Annotated in this window: 19 protein-coding genes; all 19 read right to left on the bottom strand. The window is 44.7% G+C overall.

Annotation, left to right across the window (positions count from 1 at the left end):
- Positions 1-7: 7 nt before the first annotated feature.
- Positions 8-1,225: a cell division protein FtsZ gene (gene ftsZ, locus GXO74_15905; GenBank protein NOZ63136.1), complete on the bottom strand. Its 1,218-nt coding sequence runs from the start codon at positions 1,223-1,225 to the stop codon at positions 8-10.
- A 67-nt stretch (positions 1,226-1,292) separates the two neighbouring features.
- On the bottom strand, positions 1,293-2,543 hold the full coding sequence (gene ftsA / locus GXO74_15900; GenBank protein ID NOZ63135.1) for a cell division protein FtsA: 1,251 nt from the start codon (positions 2,541-2,543) through the stop codon (positions 1,293-1,295).
- Positions 2,544-2,553: 10 nt separating this feature from the next.
- Positions 2,554-3,297 carry an FtsQ-type POTRA domain-containing protein gene (locus GXO74_15895; GenBank protein NOZ63134.1) on the bottom strand — a complete coding sequence of 248 codons (744 nt, stop codon included), beginning with the start codon at positions 3,295-3,297 and terminating at the stop codon, positions 2,554-2,556.
- A 30-nt stretch (positions 3,298-3,327) separates the two neighbouring features.
- Positions 3,328-4,494, bottom strand: coding sequence for a putative lipid II flippase FtsW (gene ftsW / locus GXO74_15890; protein ID NOZ63133.1), 1,167 nt, complete (start codon positions 4,492-4,494; stop codon positions 3,328-3,330).
- A 41-nt stretch (positions 4,495-4,535) separates the two neighbouring features.
- A complete protein-coding gene (locus tag GXO74_15885; GenBank protein ID NOZ63132.1) occupies positions 4,536-5,624 on the bottom strand; it encodes a phospho-N-acetylmuramoyl-pentapeptide-transferase in 1,089 nt (362 codons plus the stop codon).
- Positions 5,625-5,628: 4 nt separating this feature from the next.
- Complete coding sequence (locus GXO74_15880; protein ID NOZ63131.1) at positions 5,629-7,023, bottom strand: UDP-N-acetylmuramoyl-tripeptide--D-alanyl-D-alanine ligase; 1,395 nt, start codon at positions 7,021-7,023, stop codon at positions 5,629-5,631.
- Between the two features lie 11 nt (positions 7,024-7,034).
- Complete coding sequence (locus tag GXO74_15875) at positions 7,035-9,170, bottom strand: PASTA domain-containing protein (protein ID NOZ63130.1); 2,136 nt, start codon at positions 9,168-9,170, stop codon at positions 7,035-7,037.
- 98 nt (positions 9,171-9,268) lie between these two features.
- The gene (locus GXO74_15870) at positions 9,269-9,643 is read right to left on the bottom strand and encodes a hypothetical protein (protein NOZ63129.1); all 375 of its coding nucleotides are present in this window, start codon (positions 9,641-9,643) and stop codon (positions 9,269-9,271) included.
- Between the two features lie 7 nt (positions 9,644-9,650).
- Positions 9,651-10,583, bottom strand: a complete 933-nt coding sequence (gene rsmH / locus GXO74_15865) for a 16S rRNA (cytosine(1402)-N(4))-methyltransferase RsmH (protein ID NOZ63128.1) — start codon at positions 10,581-10,583, stop codon at positions 9,651-9,653.
- Positions 10,580-11,038, bottom strand: coding sequence for a hypothetical protein (locus GXO74_15860; GenBank protein NOZ63127.1), 459 nt, complete (start codon positions 11,036-11,038; stop codon positions 10,580-10,582). Before GXO74_15860 ends, rsmH begins: the two co-directional genes overlap by 4 nt.
- 553 nt (positions 11,039-11,591) lie before the next feature.
- A complete protein-coding gene (locus GXO74_15855) occupies positions 11,592-12,032 on the bottom strand; it encodes a V-type ATP synthase subunit K (protein ID NOZ63126.1) in 441 nt (146 codons plus the stop codon).
- Between the two features lie 97 nt (positions 12,033-12,129).
- Positions 12,130-13,902 carry a hypothetical protein gene (locus GXO74_15850; GenBank protein NOZ63125.1) on the bottom strand — a complete coding sequence of 591 codons (1,773 nt, stop codon included), beginning with the start codon at positions 13,900-13,902 and terminating at the stop codon, positions 12,130-12,132.
- Positions 13,899-14,510 carry a V-type ATP synthase subunit D gene (locus GXO74_15845; GenBank protein ID NOZ63124.1) on the bottom strand — a complete coding sequence of 204 codons (612 nt, stop codon included), beginning with the start codon at positions 14,508-14,510 and terminating at the stop codon, positions 13,899-13,901. Before GXO74_15845 ends, GXO74_15850 begins: the two co-directional genes overlap by 4 nt.
- The gene (locus GXO74_15840) at positions 14,497-15,831 is read right to left on the bottom strand and encodes a V-type ATP synthase subunit B (protein ID NOZ63123.1); all 1,335 of its coding nucleotides are present in this window, start codon (positions 15,829-15,831) and stop codon (positions 14,497-14,499) included. Before GXO74_15840 ends, GXO74_15845 begins: the two co-directional genes overlap by 14 nt.
- Entirely contained in the window at positions 15,815-17,557 is a 1,743-nt protein-coding gene (locus tag GXO74_15835) for a V-type ATP synthase subunit A (GenBank protein NOZ63122.1), read from the bottom strand. The genes GXO74_15840 and GXO74_15835 overlap by 17 nt, the downstream gene beginning before the upstream one ends.
- Entirely contained in the window at positions 17,523-18,050 is a 528-nt protein-coding gene (locus tag GXO74_15830; GenBank protein NOZ63121.1) for a DUF2764 family protein, read from the bottom strand. Before GXO74_15830 ends, GXO74_15835 begins: the two co-directional genes overlap by 35 nt.
- Positions 18,043-18,645 carry a hypothetical protein gene (locus GXO74_15825; GenBank protein NOZ63120.1) on the bottom strand — a complete coding sequence of 201 codons (603 nt, stop codon included), beginning with the start codon at positions 18,643-18,645 and terminating at the stop codon, positions 18,043-18,045. Before GXO74_15825 ends, GXO74_15830 begins: the two co-directional genes overlap by 8 nt.
- A gap of 65 nt (positions 18,646-18,710) precedes the next feature.
- Positions 18,711-18,896, bottom strand: a complete 186-nt coding sequence (locus tag GXO74_15820; protein ID NOZ63119.1) for a hypothetical protein — start codon at positions 18,894-18,896, stop codon at positions 18,711-18,713.
- Between the two features lie 175 nt (positions 18,897-19,071).
- Entirely contained in the window at positions 19,072-19,833 is a 762-nt protein-coding gene (locus GXO74_15815) for a GTP pyrophosphokinase (protein NOZ63118.1), read from the bottom strand.
- Positions 19,834-20,586 lie beyond the last annotated feature (753 nt).

The raw sequence follows: 20,586 nt of genomic DNA, 5'->3' as shown, positions 1-20,586 counted from the left end.
TACCAAATTAATTCTGCATTCGGCGACGGAGGAAGGTCGGCAGTTCGTACTGGTCCGGCCTCATTTCCGTTGGTAATTCCTCCTGCAATTCCAATTCTGAATCGTGACCATCTCCGTTATGATTATCCGAATCATTTTTTGCCAGCCACTCTGCTTCTTGTTCCTGACGGTGCACAGTAGGCACGTCCAGATAATCAATCGCCGTATGGACAAAATCCATCCGCTTTTTAAGAAAAGGGACGTTTTGTTTCTTCCCTTTCTTGTTAAAACCAGTGGCAATCACAGTGACGCGAATTTTATCTTTGAAAGCTTCGTCGATTACCGCGCCAAAAATAATATTTGCCTCGTCTCCGGCGGCTGCCTGAATAATTTGCGTAGCCGAATCGATTTCTGACAAAGTAATGTCTTCCCCGCCGGTAATATTGACCAACAATCCCAGCGCTCCGGTGATGGACACTTCTTCAAGCAACGGGCTGGATATTGCCGCTTGCGCCGCTTCAACGGCGCGATCTTCGCCAGAAGCTACCGCCGATCCCATCAGCGCGTCGCCCATCTCAGACATGACGGTTTTTACATCGGCAAAATCTAAATTAATCAAGCCAGGGACAGTGATCAAATCGGAAATTCCTTTTGTGGCATTGTACAAAACCTCATCCGCCATCTGAAATGCTTTGCTCAGGCGGGTGTTTTTATCGACAATTGACAACAGTCGCTGATTGGGAATCACAATCAGGGTATCGACGCACTTTTTCAACTCAAGTATTCCTTCTTCGGCGCGTTTCATCCGTTTCGCACCCTCAAAAATAAACGGTTTGGTCACAATGCCCACCGTCAACGCATTCTGGTCTTTGGCGATTTGCGCCACTACCGGGGCCGCGCCGGTTCCGGTGCCTCCGCCCATTCCTGCGGCGATAAAAACCATATCCACATCTTTGAGCGCATTGTACACCGCTTCCTCGTCTTCTTCGATGGCGCGCCGGCCGATGTCAGGATTGGCGCCGGCGCCCAGACCTTTGGTCAAATTTTTTCCGATCTGAATTCTCGTCGGCGCCTTGCAAATGTTCAACGCCTGCAAGTCCGTATTTATCGCTACGAATTCCACGCCGGCTAATCCCGCGGAAATCATTCGATTGACGGCGTTTCCGCCGGCGCCACCAACTCCGATCACTTTCATTCGCGCTGTCGGCGTTGAGCTTTCGTCAAAATTAAAAGTTAAATCTTTCATGAGCAGCCCTCCTTATTTGGATGGGTGATATTGTTTATTTCATTTATTTTTCGCAGTTAACTCAAATTCATTTTAGTTTTTTTGGCGCAATAAAGCTCTGCAATCTCTCCACCACTATTTTCCAAAACGATGGTTTTGAAGTCACAAAATAGCCGTCCAATTGCTCGTAATCTCCGCTCAGCGCATACAAAATCAGTCCCACGCCTGTCGCATGAATCGGACTGCGCGCCAGGTCGATTAAACCGCTGAAACCTTTAGGAATGCCCAATTTCACCGGCATGTCAAATATCTCTTCCGCCAATTCAGCGGCACCTTTGATCAACGAACCGCCTCCGGTCAAAACGATGCCCGTGCTCATCAATTCCGCGAAATCGGATTTGCGAATCTGGGTTGCTGCCATTTGAAATATCTCTTCCATTCGCGGTCTGATAATATCGGTGAGCAACTCTTTGGCAATTTTTCTGCTGCTTCTGCCGCCGATCCCCGGAACCTCGATCGGATCTTCCGGGTTTTCAATCAAATTGCGGTCGCAGCACCCGTAACGTTGTTTGACTATTTCCGCCTGATCCATTGGCGTGCGCAACACGATGGCGATATCGCTGGTAACGTTCCCGCCGCCAAGAGCGACAACGGCCGTGTTCCGAATGCAACCTTCAAAAAACATAGCAACATCCGTAGTGCCGCCGCCCATGTCAATTACAATAACTCCCAATTCTTTCTCCTCCTCTGTGAGTACGGAATAGCTTGACGCCAGCGGTTCTAACACTAAATCTCTGACTTCAATTCCCGCTCTCTCAACGCTGCGGCAAATATTTTGCGCCGAAGTAATCGCGCCGGTCACAATGTGCACCTCTGTCTCTAATCTCACGCCGGTAATCCCGACGGGATTGCGAATACCGCGCTGATCATCAACAATAAATTCCTGCGGAATAATGTGCAATACTTCGCGATCCACAGGCATCATCACGGCTTTTGCCGCTTCAATAACGCGCCGCACGTCGTCTTCAGTGACTTCGTTATCCGGCCCGGTGACAGCGACAACGCCTCTGCCATTAAAACTACGAATGTGATCGCCAGCGATTCCCACATAGGCTTCGTTCACCTGAATATCTGCCATTTGCTCCGCCTGAGCCACAGCAGCTTCAATAGAACGAATGGTTTTCTCGATATCCACGACAACGCCTTTCCGCAATCCATCAGACGGCGCCATGCCGACTCCGACAATTTTCGGCTGTTCATCTTCGGAGACTTCGGCAATAATCGTCCCAATTTTTGTCGTGCCAATATCTATTCCCGCAATATATTCTGTCATTCCCATGGGATTTCTCCTATGTTTTTCTTTTGATTATGACCTGACCCTGAAACCTCGCGTCGATGGCCAGCACATCTTTGGGCAGCCTGCGCCGTAATTTCTGATGATACAATGCGCTAAATGCATTCAATTTCGCGGCGATTTTTCCCTTGCCAATGATGACTGGCAAATTACTATTTTTCAAAAAAAGACTAATGCCGGCTTCGCGATCGTAATGTAAATCGGAAATGTCAGAGTAAAAAATCGGATCTCGGTCTCTGATTGTCGCCAACACTGAAATGCAATATTTGAGCAAATCGCTATTTTCCGGCGTCCGTTTGCCTGATGCATCGCGCTTAAAGTGAATTCCGGTAATAATCGGTAAATCGTAAAGGGCCTCCGGCGGGTAGTCAAAAATCAGTTTCTTCGATTCACTGGCAGCGACAATGTCCGATCCGGCGACGCCAGCAACAAGTTGATACTCGTAAATTTTTATTTTTAAAACCGATGGATAGGAACGCGACACGGAAACGGAACGAACCAGCGGATGCCGCGCCAAACCACGCTTAATTGAATCCACATCGATTTGGTACAAATCCTTTGAAAAATCAAAGTCTACCAACCGCGCGATGTCCTCCCTGGTCACATAATGATTCCCTTCAATCTGCACCGCACGCAAACGGAAAGCGCCATTGCTGCGCAGCAGGTAAAAGATGGCAAAAATGACCACTAGAGAAAAAAATGAAATCAGAAATATCTGAAAAATTTTAAACTTTTTCATAGCCTTAACTCCCGCCATGTGTCAGAGAATCTAATGTTTTCTGACATTTTTTGACTTCTTTCGTGAAACACGATGATTCGAAGTTCTGCTTACGAAACCTCGCCGCGCTCGCTTTTCCACGGAAATATTGAGTAAAATGCCAACTCCGATCAAATTCATTATCAGCGAACTGCCTCCGTAACTGATGAAAGGCATGGTTATTCCCGTCACTGGCAACAGATTTAGCGCAATTCCGGCATTGAATAACGCGTAAATAGTAATGGACGCAATAATCCCGATGGCTAATAATTGTCCGCTTTTGTCCGGAGCATGAGTGACGATCCACATGCCTCGCCACAGCAGAAACAGGAACAGCGTCAGCACAATCAAACAGCCGATGAGACCCATTTCCTCGCCGATGATGCTGAAAATAAAATCATTGTACGGGTAGGGCAAAAAATGCATCTTCTGGCGGCTATTCCCCAGACCGACGCCAAAAACGCCGCCATCGCCAAACGAGATGAGCGATTGCTTGATCTGATAGGACAAATCCCCCGCGCCGCGAATGGCATTAATGTAACTCCGCACACGCTGCAATTGATAAGGAAATAATTTCAAAAAAATACTTACTACCATAATTGTTGTCGCGCCGAGCGCAGTCAAATGATAAAGACTGGCTCCGGCGACAAAAATCATCACGACGGCAATCATAAAAATAATGACCGCACTTCCCAAATCCGGTTCCAGAGCGATGGGAATCAGCGCCAGTACCAAAACTCGCAGTGCCGGAAATAATCCCTGATTGAAATCCTCGATCTTTTTGCCCTTGTCGGCGAGCAAACTTGCCAGATAAATAATCAGTGCAAATTTTGCCATTTCCGACGGCTGAAAGGATATCCCACCTATTAATAACGCTCTGCGGCTGCCGTTGTAAGATGCGCCGTTGAACAAAACATACAATAGCAACACAAACGCTAATCCTAATATTGCCGGTGACAATTCCAACAATTGCCGATAGTCTATCTTGATGAATAAAATCATCAGCACCAGTCCGATTGCCAGCCGAATGAGATGCGCAATGAGAAAATATTGACTATTGCCGTGCATTTTCTCCTGGGCAAAATAGCTGCTGGCGCTGTAAATGGCGGTAGCGCCGATGACGATCAAAATCAGCACAATCATCAAAAATAAAACATCGAATGAGATTCGCTTTCTCAATTGCATCTCCTGTAATCTTTAAAACGCAAAAATTTTCCCGATTAGCGCACTTTAAAAGTTGAAAGTGCGAACAGAATAAGCAATATTTCAATAATCCAAAATCTGACCACCACCTGCGTTTCGTGCCAGCCTTTTAATTCGAAATGGTGATGAAGTGGGGCCATGCGGAAAATCCTCTTTCCTCCCGTTCTTTTGAAATAAGTAACCTGAATGATCACTGACAGCGACTCAGCGACGAATATTCCGCCAATAATGATGAGCAACAACTCCTTGTGTAGCATGACCGCCAACGCTCCCACAGCGCAACCAAGCGACAATGAACCGGTATCACCCATAAATATTTTACTCGGATAAATATTCCACCACAAAAATCCGAGACTCGCCCCGATCAACGCCGCTGAGTACACTGTCAGTTCTCCAGCGCCAGGTAAGTAAATAATATTCAAATAGTTACTAAAATCAACACGTCCCGAAATATAGCTGATTGCCGCCCAGGCAGCCGCAGTGATGCCCACTAATCCGATGGCGAGACCGTCAAGCCCATCTGTCAAATTTACTGAGTTTGAGGTAGCGGTAATCACAAAAATCACAATAGGAATATAAAAATAGCCAAAATTTAAATTCAAATTTTTAAAAAATGGCACAGTGGACAAAGCTTTCACGTCAGCAAATGCCGGGTGAAAATAGAGCACGCCGCCAATAATTAATCCCAGCGTAACCTGTCCGACGATCTTGTACCTTCCGATTAAGCCTTTCGGCATTTTCTTGACAACTTTCAAATAATCATCGAGCAGGCCTAAAGCTCCACCCCAGATTGTCGCCAACAAAATGAGCAGCACGTAAATATTGTCCAATCTCGCGAACAAAATCGTCGGCACCAACACGGCAATCAAAATGATTATTCCGCCCATCGTGGGGGTACCGGCTTTTTTCTGATGGCTTTTCGGGCCTTCGGCGCGAATTTCTTCGCCGATTTGTTTTTTCTTGAGAAAATTAATAATGACAGGCCCGATGAAAAGACTAATCAGTAGCGCCAAAATCGCCGCCGAGGCGCTACGAAAAGTGATGTAGCCAAAAAGATTTAGCCCCGAGAGATAATGGCGCAAGGGATAAAAAATATGATAAAACATAGTCTTATCCTTCAAATTTTTCGATGACGAATTGTGTGATTTCCTCCATTGCCATGCCGCGGGAGCCCTTAATCAAAACCAAATCTTTCGGCGCAAGCAATTTCAGCAGATAATTTTTCAAATCGTCCTTCCCTGTAAAATGCAGTGCGCTGGTTTTCATCTTTCCGCTGGCAGCTTTGACCATGAATTCAGCCATCGCGCCAACGGCTAACAGGAAATCGATATTTTTCAAATCTGCACAATACATGCCCACAGAAAAATGTTCACGCTCGCTGACGTCTCCCAATTCGAACATGTCTCCCAAAACCGCAATTCTGCGACCCGACGTTGCCATTTGCGACAGCGTCTCCAGAGCTCGTTTTGCAGAAGCGCTGTTTGAATTGTAGCAATCATTGATAATTTTGATTCCCCCGACCTCGAGTACTTCCATTCTTTTGTCGGCGGACTGAAAAGTTTCCAGCGCCAGCCTAATTTTTTCATCCGGAACGCCAAATTTTTTCCCCACTGCGACAGCAGCTAAGGCATTGTAAACATTGTGCATGCCCGGCACTGAAAGTTGAATTACCAGACCATCGACAATAAAACGGGGATGTCCGGATGAATCCATGCCGACAAGTTCACCCCGGACATCCTTCGCATGTTCAAGACCAAATTCGACAACTTCGGGAACGTGAGGCAATTTTTTCCGCAAATAGGGATCGTCCATGTTCACAAAAGCGCCGCTGCCGGAAATTTCCAGATACTCCCACAATTCTCTTTTTGCCCGATAAACGCCATCCAGCGAGCCGAAAAATTCCAAATGCGCCGGTCCGATATTCGTAATCAAGCCGTAATTTGGCGCGCCGATGGCTGTCAGCCGCGCAATTTCACCGAAATGATTCGTGCCCATTTCCGTAATGGCAAATTCATGCTTTTCATTTAATTTGAGCAGCGTCAAAGGCAAGCCAATATGATTGTTCAAATTACCAGGATTTTTCAGCACATTAAGTTTTTGCTGCAAAACTGCGGCAATCATTTCTTTGGTCGTCGTTTTGCCGTTGCTGCCGGTGATTGCCAAAATGGGGACGCTAAATTTTTTCCGGTAAAAATGACTGATTTTCTGCAATGCACGCAGCGTGTCTGACACAATTAAAAAATTGCCTCGCAGCGAATCTGCGTCCTGTGCGCCGAACCAATCTTTCGCCACGATGCAAGCCAGAGCTTCTTTGGCAACCGCATCCGCGATAAATTGGTGACCATCGAACCGTTCGCCGCGAATAGCCACGAAAATTTCGCCTTTTTGCAGCGTCCGGGAATTGATTCCAACAGCACGAATTTTCTTGTTCAAAACCTGCGCGTCTCCCTGGAACGAACCGCCCAGATTGTTAATTTTCAAAATTTCAGTTAGCGTCAAATTCATTGCAATTCCCGTCATTCAAACGATTTGAAATTAGTCAATGAAATCGGAGGTTCGCATTCGATGATGCAGCGCGCGTCTCTTCTCATTTTGGTTCCCGGTGGCGGAATTTGAGTGACGACTTTGCCGCTGCCACGAACGTAAACTTTCAGGTGATTCTTTGCCAATTCAGAAACTGCCTCGCGTATGGTTTTTCCGATGACTTTTGGAACAAAAGTGTATCGACTGCCCGGACTTCCCAATTTTTTCAATGTCACAATCAACTGCGACGGCGTGTTTTTTTCTTTCGAACGTTTGAAGCGCTGCGCGGCAACGACATCACCCTCATTTTTTTCAATTAATTTCCAGCCATTTTTTCTGGCTATTTTTCTCACCAGATCGATTCTTCTGCCCACAAGCTGCAACATTTTAATATTGTCATCTTCTCGGGGAAGCGAACGCAGAGAATCACCTTTTTCCTGTTTCAAATCAGCGAAACGCAAAATGCGTTTTAAAATTTCTTTGAATGTTGGCGCCGCGACTTTTCCGCCCAAATGACCTTTTTTCGGGTTGTCGATCATCACAAAAATTAACAGTTGCGGCGAATCAGCAGGAAAAAATCCGACGAAAGAGCTGACAAACTTATGCTCGGAATAAGCGCCTAACTGCGTATCATATTTCATGGCGGTGCCGGTCTTGCCGGCAATGCGCAATCCTTTGATGTAAGCGCGCTTACCGGTGCCGTCGAAAACTACTTGTTCCAGCATTCCGGCTAATTTTTTCGCCGTGGAATCGGAAATCACGCGCCGAATGATCTCAGGCTGAACCGGCGGCGCTTTTCCGGTAACTTTATCAAAAGCGCCAAGACAAATTTTTGGCTTCAACAGATAGCCCCCGTTAGCAATGGCGCCGTATGCCATAACCATCTGTAACGGCGTCACTGAAATGCCATACCCGATAGCCATGCCGATTTGCTTGTAACCTGTCCATTTTGTGTAATGCCGCAACTCACCGGACACTTCACCCGGCAGTTCAATTCCGGTTTCCAATCCAAAACCAAAATCCCTCAAGTATTTATAAATAATTCTCCTATTGATTTCCTGAGCCAATTTTGACATGCCAATATTGCTGGATTTTTTGATTACATCAGACAAAGTCAACCAACCGTGGGGAACAACATCTCTGATTTCCCGACCATAAACTCGATAGACGCCATTTTCACAAAAAATAATATCGGTCGGCTTCCTCAAATTTTCTTCCAAAATCGCCGCCATGAACATGGCTTTAAAAGTTGAACCAGGTTCATAAACATCCGTTATCGCTCGATTTCGCCGCTTGTCCGCCGGGTATCTGCTGAATGCATTCAAATCGTAATCAGGAAACACCGCCATGGAAAGAATTTCCCCGGTGTTTGGATTAGATACAATGACCACGCCGGCGTCAGCCTCATATTTTTCCACTGCGGATTTCAGTTCTTCCTCGGCAATCCACTGAAAAGTGCTGTTGATGGTGAGAATGAGATTTTTCCCGGCGCGCGGCTTTTTCACCGGATGCTCAATATCTAAAATTTTATTGCCTCTCATATCCCGATTGTAAAGCGCCAGACCATCGTTTCCCTTGAGATCATTATCTTTTGCTAATTCAATTCCGCTCATTCCATCCATGTCGATATTTGTAAATCCAAGAACGTGGGCAGATAAGCTTCCGTGAGGATAATAGCGTCGTTCCTCCTTGATGACGCGCACGCCGGGAATTTTCAACGAATCAAATTTGGCTGCAATCGCGTCAGAGACAGGTCTCTCGACCCAGATGAAAGACTTTCCGCTCACCAACTTGTTCAAATAAAAAGATTTTTCTTTTCCCAGAATTTGAGAAAAAATTGTTGCCACCGAATCACGATTAGTCACCTTGCGATTATCCAGCCCGATGGAATAAGTCCTTTTATTAACGGCAAGAGGGTTCAAATTTCTGTCGTAAATAATCCCGCGCTGCGACTTCAATTCCGCCTCAAAAATGTATTGCTTTTTCGCCATTTCAATGTATTCCGAGCGATCCACCACCTGAACCTGAAACAGACGAAGCAATAGCAGGGCACAAAATCCATGCGCCAGAATCACTAATGCGACCACGCGGTTCAGACTAATTTGTGCTTTGTTACCTCTTGCTGCCATTTTTTCTCTCAAGAATTGCTAATGAATGACCAGTTCAAATTTTTGCATCGAGAATTGAAGAAAAAGTCTTACGACTAAATTCCGGTGCCGCGTTGGATTTAAGGCGTTAGTCTTTTAAAATCACTGTCCTGATAAATATTTTCCTGCTCGATGACCTCTGTCTTCGGATAAATCATGTGTAGATCATTGACTCCTATTTTTACTAATCGATCCTCGTCTGAAAGCGACAGCGCTTGAGAATTCAGCGTGCCGATATTTTCTTCCAATTTCTGTCTTTCTTTTTCTAATTGATCGATTTCGGTGACTAATTTGACGATGGCGACTTTCTGCCAGACGAAACCAAGCAAAACGATCGCGACGAGCAAAATAAGCAAAATCGATATTAGACTCACAGAAGGACGCTGCAGCCCTTCATTGACAACTTCAAATGTATCGTACAACTTCCGGCGCACCGGTTTATTTTTGCCTCGCATTTTTGCCTCACAAAATTTGCGCTGCTCTGAGCTTTGAACTTCTCGAACGCGGATTCATTTTTATTTCTTCTGCCGTCGGCGTCACCACACGACGCGTCAAGATTTTGAGCGTCGGCGTTTTTCCGCACACGCAAACCGGTAGCTCAGGGGGACACTCACAGGGATTGGCCTGTTTTTTTAGAAATTCCTTTACCATTCGGTCTTCCAAAGAATGAAACGAGATGATGACCATTCTCGCGTCTTTATTCAAATAATCGAGTACATTCTCAAGAAATCGCTTCAAATTGTCAAGCTCTGCATTCGTCGCAATTCGAATTGACTGAAAAATTCTCGACTGCGTTTTAATCCGATCAATGGCCGGAATGACCGCGGAAACAATTTTTGCCAGCTCATCAGTGCGCTCAATCGGGCGCTGAGCTCTGGCTTCGACAATCGCGCTGGCAATTTTCCGCGACCGCCTTTCTTCTCCGTAGGTTTTGAAAATTCGTATCAGGCTCTCTAAAGATTCATTATTCACAATTTCTGCAGCAGTTTTCGGTAGAGATGGTGACATCCGCATATCCAGCGGTCCGGAAAGCAAATAGCTGAATCCCCTTTTCGGCGATTCAATTTGAAAAGAACTGATCCCCAAATCCAACAAAATGCCATCGACCCTCTCAATCCCGATCCGCTGTAAAATTTTCGGTAAATCAGCGTAATTTCCTTTGACAATCTGCGCACGATCGCCAAATTCAACCAGACGCTGCGAAGCAATTTTCAGCGCATCCTCGTCCCAATCAACGCCGACAAGGCGGCCCTCCGACGACAGGTGACGCAGAATTTCGCGGCTGTGACCTGCCCCGCCGAGCGTTCCGTCCACGTAAATGCCATTGGGGTCATGCACAAGATACTTGACAACCTCGTCTAATAAAACCGGAATATGAGTATTATTTTTTTTCACTTTTCCCTGGTATCTCTTTTTACTTTTGCATCAATCTCCCCTTTTGTGCCCCTGCTCTCTTTGACCTTAGCCCTCGTCTCCGGATCCCATATTTCAATATAAATGATAGCGCCAATTATCAGCACTTGTTTCTGGATCTTTGCCAATTTTAAAAGATTTTGAGGAATTTTGATTCGACCCTGATTGTCAATTTTGATGCTTTCTGAATTTTCACCCATTCGAGTCAGAAATTCACGATGATATTTATCGTTTGGAGAAAGATTTTTAAAATAATCCGAATAAATTTTGTCAAATTGTTTCTCCGTATAAAGTCTCAAACATAAATCTTCTTCATCAAAATAAACGATGTATTGGCCATCCGATTCATCTACAGTTAGCTTTCTAAATTTTGAAGGAAGAATAAGTCTTCCCTTTTCATCCAATGTAACTTCATGTTTACCTTTAAGATAGACCATAAATTTTCTCGCATCTTGTACTGGGAACTATACCCACTTTGCGCCCTTTGCCTCCACTTTCTACCATATTATACTAACTTTTTCCCTTATTGTCAAGTAAAATTTTTATTTTTTTAATTTTTTTTCCAAAAATCCATGATAAAGGCAACTTTCTGGGTATTTTTGCCTCTATTTTGCCATAAAAAATAAATAACATTTCCGACAAATTCTAATATTTACGACGGTCAGCTTACTATGAAAAGCTCATTAATTTATTATTTCTCAATGAGTAATATCTATAAATCTTGTCCGGAAAAATATTGGTGGTAGAAAGTGGAGTAAAAATTTGGGGTATCGGGAAAACAATAAAAAAGTTGATGCACTTGAAAAATTTCAATTATTCTCGATAATGAGGAATGAAATAATTTTTACTTTGAATCATTCAGAAAAACAAGTGAGAAGGGAAAAGCAGAAGCCTTTGATTTATGCAGAAAGTGGCTGTTTCCCATTGTTGCCAATAAAAAAAAGGCTCCTCCCTAATTTAAAGAAGGAGCCAACAAATTTTGTTCTTTTTTTATCCTTTCGGTATCGCCGTCATCGTAAATACCATCACAAACAACGCCACCGTCTCAATAATTCCAATAACCATGATATAATTTCCAAATCCTTTCCCCGTTTCCGCGAGCGCGTCGGCGGCTTTTGCGGCGGCTTTGCCCTGCATGTAGGCAGACATTCCCATTGCCAGTCCAGCAAAGAAGCCGATCAACATTTGAAAAAGATAGCTTTCCGCAGGTAAATTCGCTCCCTGAATGGCGTTTCTCAAAATCATTCCGTAAATCGTCTGTGTCAACGGCGCGCCGGCAAAGGCGATCAAAATGAACGGCGCTGCTTTGTTCTGTTGAAATGCGCGTTTCCAGGCTCCGATAGCTGCCATGCCCGCGACTCCTGTTCCCAGCGCCGATCCAATCGCTGCAATCGTCAACGACAAACTCATGTCTCCTAATCCTGCAACCATTATGTTTCTCCTTTCAATCCAATAGTTGAACCCTTCAACCGCGGAATTCACCGCAGTTTTATTTTTCACTTTTTATTTGCAAAAAAACTCGCTAAACTCATTCTTTGAACGGCTGGTACGGCTTGCCCGACCATTGCACGCCGACGTGGCCGGAAAATTCCAGCATGTTCAAACGCACGCCGTGTACCAAAATCGACATCCCGCAAAGCGCCAGATTGATGCCGTGCCCCAGCAACAGTACCAGCGCAGCGATAATGCCGCTCACGACTGAATTTATTCCGGAGCCAAGCGCCATCTGATTGAAACTTTGCGCCACAATCACCGTCGCCAATCCCACGGCGAACAAGCGAATGTAGGACACAACATCGGAAAAAGCGCTGATGATGTCCAGCGGTAAATTCCCCAGCGTCGATAGAATTCCTTTGATAATATTTTTTTGAAAATTGGCAAAAAGCAACACCAATGCCACGCCAGCAATCAACAGCGGCAGTGTCAGCGCCGAGAGATCGCTGCCGAGTACAATATTGTCGGCGATAAAATAGACCGACCCCAAAATCAAAACCCAGCCGATTTCCGCCAGAGCTGTGAGCGAATTTATCCGCTGAAATGCACTCATCAAATGTCCGATGCTCAAATGAACGACGCCGATGATAAAAGTTAATTGCATGATAAATTCACTCGAGCGCGGATTAAAGCTGTAAATATCGTTGATGATAAAAATTTTCAAAAATGGCAATTGGGAAATTTTTTCTGCGCCAAAGTAAGTGCCGGTTATCACGCCCCAGATAATGGTCGTGATGCTGAGCAGGTACATCAGCCGAAAAAAGTCGCGCGATTTCGATTTCTTTTTCAAATCAAAAAACAGCGTGCCCAGCAAAAAAATCAAGCCGTAGCCGGCGTCGCCGACAATCATGGCGTAAAATACGCTGAAAAACGCCAAAAAAACGAGACTGACGTCCTTTTCGTTGTAACCGGGTAGCGTTCCCATGAAATCAAACAACGGCTTGATAATCTCCACCCATTTCGGATTTCGCAGCAGCGTGGGAACGTCCGCCGGCTCGTCGGGATCATCGATCAAATAGCCCCAGCCTTCTTTCTCGGCTAAGCTTTCCACTTTCTCCACTGTTTCGATGGGGCAAAATCCTTGCAGATAAACAATCTCTCCGACTTCCCCCATGCTGTATTTCGCTCGGCTGATTTCTGATTGTTTTTCTAAACTTTGCCGATACTCAATGAGCGCACCGCGACTTCGAGCAAATTCACTCAACTCTTTCTCGATCTTTTTCTGCTCCGATTCAATCTCTGCAATTCGCGATTGAATTTCAACAAATTCCTTCGCCGGAATTTGCACCTCGCGCAGGTCGATCCGGTCATCTTCATCTCTGCCGAAGAGCGCGAGATAGACTATTCCCTGATCTTCGTGGGCAATGTGAACAATTTTATCTTCCGGTATTTCTTTCAGCGCCTTTTTGTCCGCCTGATAAAAACGAACAAGAATTCCGTTTTCTTTCAGCACCTTCAGCGACTCGCCGGAGACCGCGCCCCATTTTTCAAACCAGTCTCGCATCGGAAGCAATTCCGCTTTTTCCGCGGACAATTTTTCCTGTTCCTGATGCAGAGACAAAATCTTCTCTACTGCGCTCGCTGATTTTTCAAAGCTGAGCTTTTTCTCTTTATCAGTTTCAGAAGAAATCAATTTGAGCGCGCGATCGACTTGCTCGATTTTATTTTCAAGCATCTGAATATCATCGGAAATCGGCATCTGCACCGGCTGCAGGTGCAAAACGCCCAACTTGCGTAATTTCTTGAGCGCTGAATCACGATGGCGTTCCGCAAGCAAAATCACAACTTTTTTCATCTTCACAATCATACGCGGCTCACCTCTTTCTTCTTCTCTATCTTTGCCTTGGCAATCTTCCCTCGCACGACTTCCGCGGTCAACTGGTCGCCCAGAAAAATTTGAATGGTACGAATATTTTCTTTCGCCTCAGGGATTTTGACTTCCTCGAACAATTTAATACGCTGAATAGTGATGCGCAATTCTTCGTTCAAAATATGAAGCTGCTCGTTGGCCACTTTCAACTCTTCCCTTTTGCGAATCTGCGCCTTGGCAGCGTCAATTCCCGAATCCACCCAGAGCGGCGTGTCCATCAAATTGTAATCCCGATCTTCAAAATTGACTTTTTCAAAAACCGGAATGTCTATTCCGGCGATGTTATCTTCGCCTAATTGAACGGTTTTCAGTTTGAAGAACTGGGACAAATCAACTTCTTCGGCAAATACATCCACCCATTTGGTGACAGATTTTTCCATTCTCTCTAATTCCGACTGTAATTGATCAATTGTATTTTGCCGCGTGCGGATCTCTACCAGCAGTTGCTTTTTTTTCAATTCCAATGTTGGCAGATAACGTGTGAATCGTTTCAGATTTTCCTTCTGCGCCTTGAGCTCATTTTTGGTGTATTTAATTTTCGCCATCGCTCGCTACCTTTGCTTTGGAATTATCAGGCCAAAATTCTTTGATCAATTCGGAGCGTAAACGAGTTTCTTCCGGCGTAAAACATTCCGCCAAAATTTGCCAGCCCAAATCGAGCGCTTGTTCCAGCGAAATATTCACGGACAAATCCATCATTTCCTTTCTGAAAAGAGTGCCATATTTGAGCAATTTTTGATCCCAACCGCTCATACGGAAACCCATGGAGCGTTTTTCCTCGGTTTCCATGTATTGAGCGTAAAGCTGAATCATGCCATCCATGATCGCGCGGTGGTCTTTCCGACTGCGATCCGCGCTGTTGACATTTTGTTTCAGACGACTCAGCGATCCGAACGGGTCAATGTAGCCGTTGTGCAAATAAAACTGGCCTTCGGTAATGTAGCCCGTGTTGTCAGGAACCGGATGCGTGACATCGTCGCCGGGCATAGTCGTTACCGCTAAAATTGTAATTGACCCCGCTCCTTCAAAATCGACTGCCTTCTCGTAACGCGCCGCCAATTGACTGTAAAGATCGCCGGGATAGCCGCGATTGGAAGGAACCTGTTCCATGGTAATGGCGATTTCCTTGAGCGCATCGGAGAAATTAGTCATGTCGCTGAGCAACACCAGCACTTCCTTGCCTTTCAAAGCAAATCTTTCCGCCACAGCCAACGCCAGATCCGGAACCATCAAACTTTCCACGATAGGATCAGACGCCGTATTCATGAAAAATATGGAGCGAGAAAGGGCTCCTCCCTCTTCCAGCGTATTTTTAAATTTCATGTACTCGTCATATTTCAGGCCGATGCCGCCCAAAATAATCATATCCACTTCCGCCTGCATTGCCACGCGCGCCAGCAACTCGTTGTACGGCTCGCCGGAAATGGAAAAAATGGGCAATTTCTGGGACACAACCAGCGAATTAAAAACATCAATCATGGGAATATTGGTGCGGATCATGCGTTTAGGAATGATTCGCTTCGCCGGATTGACGCTGGGACCCGCCACAGGAATCAGCAAATCTGTCAATTGCGGCCCTTTGTCGCGCGGATTGCCGGCGCCGTCAAAAATTCTGCCCAGCATGTCATCAGAGAAAGTCACTTCCATGGGTCGTCCCAAAAATCGCACCTCGTCATTCACGGAAATGCCCCGGCTGCCAGCGAAAACTTGCAGCGAAACCATGTCGGCCTCGATTTTGATCACCTGAGCCAGAGATTTGCCGCGGCGCGTCGTTATTTCCGCCAATTCTTCGTAACTCACATCGCTCGCTTTCACGGCAATCACATTGCCGCTGATTTGTAAAATTTTATTATAAACCTTTCTCATTTCCCGAGTGCTCCTTTATTAATTCGTCTATCGCCTGTTCCTGTTTTTTGAACTCGGCCGTCTCCATGTCAATATAATTCCAATCAATGAAAAATTGACGCAAGCGATTGAATAACTTTCGCGCGTCGTCTTTGTCTTTTGATGCAAAATTTGTATCCAGAACTCTCTTTACTTTATCAAAAATATAAATTTGCCTGTCCTTGCTCGTCGCAGCGTCCACTTTGTCAAAAGCATTTTGCTGCAAATAGACGTTGTCCAAAAATTCTGATTTCAAATAATTTTGAAAATCCTCAATGGACGTGCCTTCTTCGCCGACAACCATCATCATTTGCCCGACTTCATTTCCTCTTCTCAACATTTCCTGAGATTCAAATATTTTTTGCTTATCAATAAAACTATCGTATTTACTCCAGCTCTCCAGCGGATGAATCGAAGGAAACCGCCGCGCATTGGCGCGATCCCTGGACAACCCGAGAAAGGCGCCGACCACTTTCAGTGTTGCCTGTGTTACAGGCTCCTCGAAATTTCCGCCCGCCGGACTCACTGTCCCGCCAATGGTCAAACTCGCCATTTTTCCGGTGTGCAATTCCACCAATCCCGACCGTTCATAAAATTCAGCAATTCTCGATTCCAGATATGCCGGAAAAGCTTCCTCGCCGGGTATCTCTTCCAATCGCCCGGAAAGCTCGCGCATCGCCTGCGCCCAGCGGGAAGTGGAATCCGCCAGCAGTAGCACATCCAATCCCATTTGTCGATAATATTCTCCCAGCGTTACTGCGGTGTAAACCGATGCCTCGCGCGCCGCCACGGGCATGGAACTGGTATTCACAATGATAATTGTTCGATCCATCAAAGTTTTTCCCGTGCGCGGATCTTCCAGTTCGGGAAATTCTCGCAGCAATTCAACAACTTCACCGGCGCGCTCGCCGCAGGCAGCAACGATCACAATGTCCACCTGTGCATGACGACTGAGAATGTGCTGCAACACTGTCTTTCCCGCGCCAAAAGGACCGGGGATACAAAAAGTTCCGCCTTTTGCCACCGGAAAAAAAGTGTCAATAATTCTCGCCTGCGTCACCAGCGGCTCCGTAGGAACGATTTTGTCCCGATACGCAGTAATAGAAATTTTTACCGGCCAGCTAAATGTCATCGTGATATCATGTTTGTGACCCTTTTCGTCTTTGATGACGGCGATTTTATCGGTAATCTTATATTTTCCTTTACCGGCAATCGACTCCACCGTGAACTCTCCGGAAAAATAAAAAGGAATCATGATCGCATGTTGAAAAATTCCTTCGGGCACATGGCCCAGAGGAATACCCGAAACCACAACGTCCCCCTTTTTCACTGCCGGGGTAAATTCCCAAGTCTTTTCTTCATCAAGAGGCGGCAATTCCACGCCGCGCGGCAGGAAAAATCCGTACTTTTCCGCCAGATGGGGCAACGGATTTTGTAATCCGTCGTAAATCTGTCCCAAAAGCCCGGGACCCAACTGCACCGAGAGGAGCTCGCCGCTAAATTCCACATCATCACCGACTTTCAAACCTTTAGTGCTCTCGAAAACCTGCAAGTACGCCACACCGTCGCCGATGCGGACGATCTCCGATTTCAAACGTTCTTCAGCTTTAATAATATATGCCACTTCGTTCTGCATGATATTTCCGTCAAAAGCAACGGCCACCATGTTTCCGCTAATTCCCGTTATCTTTCCTGTCGCCTGACTCATAAATTACCTCGTATAACTTTTGAAATTTTTCCAATCCTTTTTCCTTATTAAATGTACCATACCGCTGCAAAATCTGCAATTTCAGATAGTACAAAATCAAATATGCTAAATCGAAATGGTGTTCCCGCTGCATCTCATCCAGCAATTTCCAGCGCAACTCCAACAGCTTAATTTCAACTTCCAGCGGATTTCCTTCTTTGATCAGAGATGGCGGGACAGAGGTGAGTTTGTAATCGATGTTTTGTTTTTTTTCTTCGCGAAATCGAGCCAGGTCCGTACGGAGCGCTGACTCAAAATGTTGAAAATCTCGCAAAACGCGGGGACTTTTGGGGTGCACCAGATAATCATTAATGTCAACCCGAGACAAAATTTGAAGATCTCGCGCCGACATCCATTTTTCTGCTTCACTCAAAAAATATTCAACTGAAAGCTCCGGTTCTTTGCTAAAAAATAACGTCGGTAACTCAGCCACCAAGAAGTAATATTTATCCATCTTTTCTGTCCAGAATTTCTTTCAATTTCGGGTTCATCAACGATCTCATCACGTCAATTATTGCATCATCACTAAAATCATAAAAAACCTGATCTTCTTTAATGCCAACACGAAATCCGCTGCTCACTTCACGACTCACGCGCAAAGAAATTGTATCTTTGATTTCCTTTTTCAAACCTTTAAATAGCAGCGTCTCCAATTTCTTTTTGTCATCTTCGCTGACAATCACGTCCACGTCGCGGCCTTTCACCCAGTCGGTCACTAATTTCTGAATCAGCGAAGCCATGAAATCAGGCTTCAGCGTCGCGTCCACTTCCCGCTTGAAAACCAAATCGAATGTCGCCAAAATTTTCTCTTTCAGCAGCAGTTCCGTATCTCGCGCCGCCTGATTAATGTCAGCTTCGGCATTAGCTTGAAAATGTGCCGCCTGTTCCTTCCCATCTTCAACAATCTTCTCTGCCTCTTTTTTCGCATCGGCGACAATTTTTTCCGCCTTTTTCTGTGCGTCGCGAATCAACTCATCAGCGCCCTTTTTTCCTTCCTCGATTCCTTCTTTTCTGATCTTTTCAATCAGGCTGTCTAACTTGACATCCATCGATCTTCCTCCTGCATTTATCATAAAAAATCCGCTCTCAACAAAAAAGCCTGATAATTTTTTTGTTACGATTTATTTTTGTTCATCGCCGCCTTTGCCCAGCGAACCGTGATCGCCAGCCCGACCGGAATGCTGAGCAACAAGCCGGCGATCCAGCTTTCCATTAATTTGCTCAGTACGATTCCCGCTGTAATTGTAGCGGCTAATCCAAACCAAATCCGAACCCTCGCTTGCGATGAATATTGTCCCATTTTATCCCTCGATTCCGTCATTTAAGAGAAACCAAAGAATACTAAATTTCTCTAAAATAAGCAAGCGTTTTTTGTGGTTTTTCATTTTTTAATATCGAGGCGTCGCAACAAAAAAAGACAAAATAATTATGGGTAAAATAATTTTAAAGTCCCAATAATAGTGAGTCAAATTTTTTCATTCCCTATTTTTCTTCCCGAGAGGTGAGTTTAAAATTAGTTTCCCATTTGCCTTTCCATTTTTCAACGAGCGTATCACGCCGCCCATTTGATCTAACTGCTCAATCAGTCCGTTGAAAATCTTCAAGTATTCCGAAATCAGCGGATCATCGCTCTGATACGGATAACGAATCTGGTGATCGATTTCGCTCCAGGCTTCTTCGAGAATAGTTCTCATCTGAATTTCCACGATTTGTTCCGCTTTTTTATTCTGGCAAATGACCAAATAATGGATCGACTGATAGCCATAAGGGTGGGTTCGGACAATGCAGTGATTTTTGCTATATTCGCGGATGATTTTCTCATCAGTGGAGCAACCAACATAAGCTTTGGGCTCCGATTTCAGCGGCCACGTGGAAGTGATAAATTTATGGATGTAAATCCAATCCCGCTTAAACAAATGAATGGCGCGAACGCCGATGAGATCTGTAATAATTTCGGAATAATTCAATTCATCGATTTGCAGTTCCGGATGCTCCATCTTTTTACGAATGATTTTCTCAATCAGATGATCCGGATCTTTCAAACGATATTTTACAAAATGAATATGCGGTGTCTGACTCAATTCCCCGGCAACATATTTTGCTGTCGGCAAATGAGAATCCCGAATGCCAGCATAATGATCGTAAATTTTATTCAGTGTTTGCCAGGAAATTCCTAAACCCGCTAACTCTTTGCCTGTCAATGAATATTTTTCCAGAAATCTCTGCTTCTCAAACATTCACCCAACCCATACTGTTCAAAATTCTTGATTTTCACCTCACCAACAGGAAAAAGTTCCGTGCAGTTCATCTATTCTAATCTATGATCCCAACTCGCCACAGCCGCAAAAGCAATTTTCAATCGATTTTTAAATTGGACATAGCAACGCAGTGCTTTGCATTTTGCTTTATTGGGGACTAAAGTTTTTTTATCACTGGGATGGGAAGCAATTCCGAAAACTTAGTAAATTGAGTGAGTACCAACAAAACTAATGAAGCAGTTAACTACTTATTTTATATTTTGTTAACATCACAATAAATGCGGTGCTGGTTCAATTTTCCCTTGAATAATCACTATGATTTATCATGGTGTTCGATAAGCTAAAGAAAAAATCCGTCAACCGTTTCAACGGTTTTTTAAGTTTTACCCCCTTTTCCGTAGAGTAAAAATAGATAACATTATTAACATTAATAGGTTAAGCTATACATAAAAATAATTTATATGAATGACCAGTTGAAATTTTCCCAATATTTCAAAATTTCAACTGGTCATTCATATTAGTAAAGGAGCTATTGCTCTTTTCTTTATTTTTTATCAAAGAACACCGAAAAAAGTCTTATTCTCGAAATATTTTTTACGTTTTGCTTTCAATTGCTGAAAAAAATGCCCGATCCTTACCCCAAAATGCCAAATTGGCGGTTTGAGAAAAGGGGCTTTTTAGAGGGGACTCATAGTTAAATAAAAGAAATTATGAAAACCAAATTAAACCACA

The sequence above is a fragment of the Calditrichota bacterium genome (genome assembly GCA_013152715.1).
Classification (GTDB): Bacteria; Zhuqueibacterota; Zhuqueibacteria; order Thermofontimicrobiales; family Thermofontimicrobiaceae; genus 4484-87.
Note: the sequence above shows the minus strand (reverse complement) of the source record. Positions and strands in the feature narration are given on the sequence as shown.

Bases quoted from the DNA above. Each gene is read 5' to 3' on its own strand.
- ftsZ (NOZ63136.1), bottom strand. From the start codon at position 1,225: ATGAAAGATTTAACTTTTAATTTTGACGAAAGCTCAACGCCGACAGCG.
- ftsA (NOZ63135.1), bottom strand. From the start codon at position 2,543: ATGGGAATGACAGAATATATTGCGGGAATAGATATTGGCACGACAAAA.
- GXO74_15895 (NOZ63134.1), bottom strand. From the start codon at position 3,297: ATGAAAAAGTTTAAAATTTTTCAGATATTTCTGATTTCATTTTTTTCT.
- GXO74_15885 (NOZ63132.1), bottom strand. From the start codon at position 5,624: ATGTTTTATCATATTTTTTATCCCTTGCGCCATTATCTCTCGGGGCTA.
- GXO74_15880 (NOZ63131.1), bottom strand. From the start codon at position 7,023: ATGAATTTGACGCTAACTGAAATTTTGAAAATTAACAATCTGGGCGGT.
- GXO74_15875 (NOZ63130.1), bottom strand. From the start codon at position 9,170: ATGGCAGCAAGAGGTAACAAAGCACAAATTAGTCTGAACCGCGTGGTC.
- GXO74_15870 (NOZ63129.1), bottom strand. From the start codon at position 9,643: ATGCGAGGCAAAAATAAACCGGTGCGCCGGAAGTTGTACGATACATTT.
- GXO74_15860 (NOZ63127.1), bottom strand. From the start codon at position 11,038: ATGGTCTATCTTAAAGGTAAACATGAAGTTACATTGGATGAAAAGGGA.
- GXO74_15855 (NOZ63126.1), bottom strand. From the start codon at position 12,032: ATGGTTGCAGGATTAGGAGACATGAGTTTGTCGTTGACGATTGCAGCG.
- GXO74_15850 (NOZ63125.1), bottom strand. From the start codon at position 13,902: ATGATTGTGAAGATGAAAAAAGTTGTGATTTTGCTTGCGGAACGCCAT.
- GXO74_15845 (NOZ63124.1), bottom strand. From the start codon at position 14,510: ATGGCGAAAATTAAATACACCAAAAATGAGCTCAAGGCGCAGAAGGAA.
- GXO74_15840 (NOZ63123.1), bottom strand. From the start codon at position 15,831: ATGAGAAAGGTTTATAATAAAATTTTACAAATCAGCGGCAATGTGATT.
- GXO74_15835 (NOZ63122.1), bottom strand. From the start codon at position 17,557: ATGAGTCAGGCGACAGGAAAGATAACGGGAATTAGCGGAAACATGGTG.
- GXO74_15830 (NOZ63121.1), bottom strand. From the start codon at position 18,050: ATGGATAAATATTACTTCTTGGTGGCTGAGTTACCGACGTTATTTTTT.
- GXO74_15825 (NOZ63120.1), bottom strand. From the start codon at position 18,645: ATGGATGTCAAGTTAGACAGCCTGATTGAAAAGATCAGAAAAGAAGGA.
- GXO74_15820 (NOZ63119.1), bottom strand. From the start codon at position 18,896: ATGGGACAATATTCATCGCAAGCGAGGGTTCGGATTTGGTTTGGATTA.
- GXO74_15815 (NOZ63118.1), bottom strand. From the start codon at position 19,833: ATGTTTGAGAAGCAGAGATTTCTGGAAAAATATTCATTGACAGGCAAA.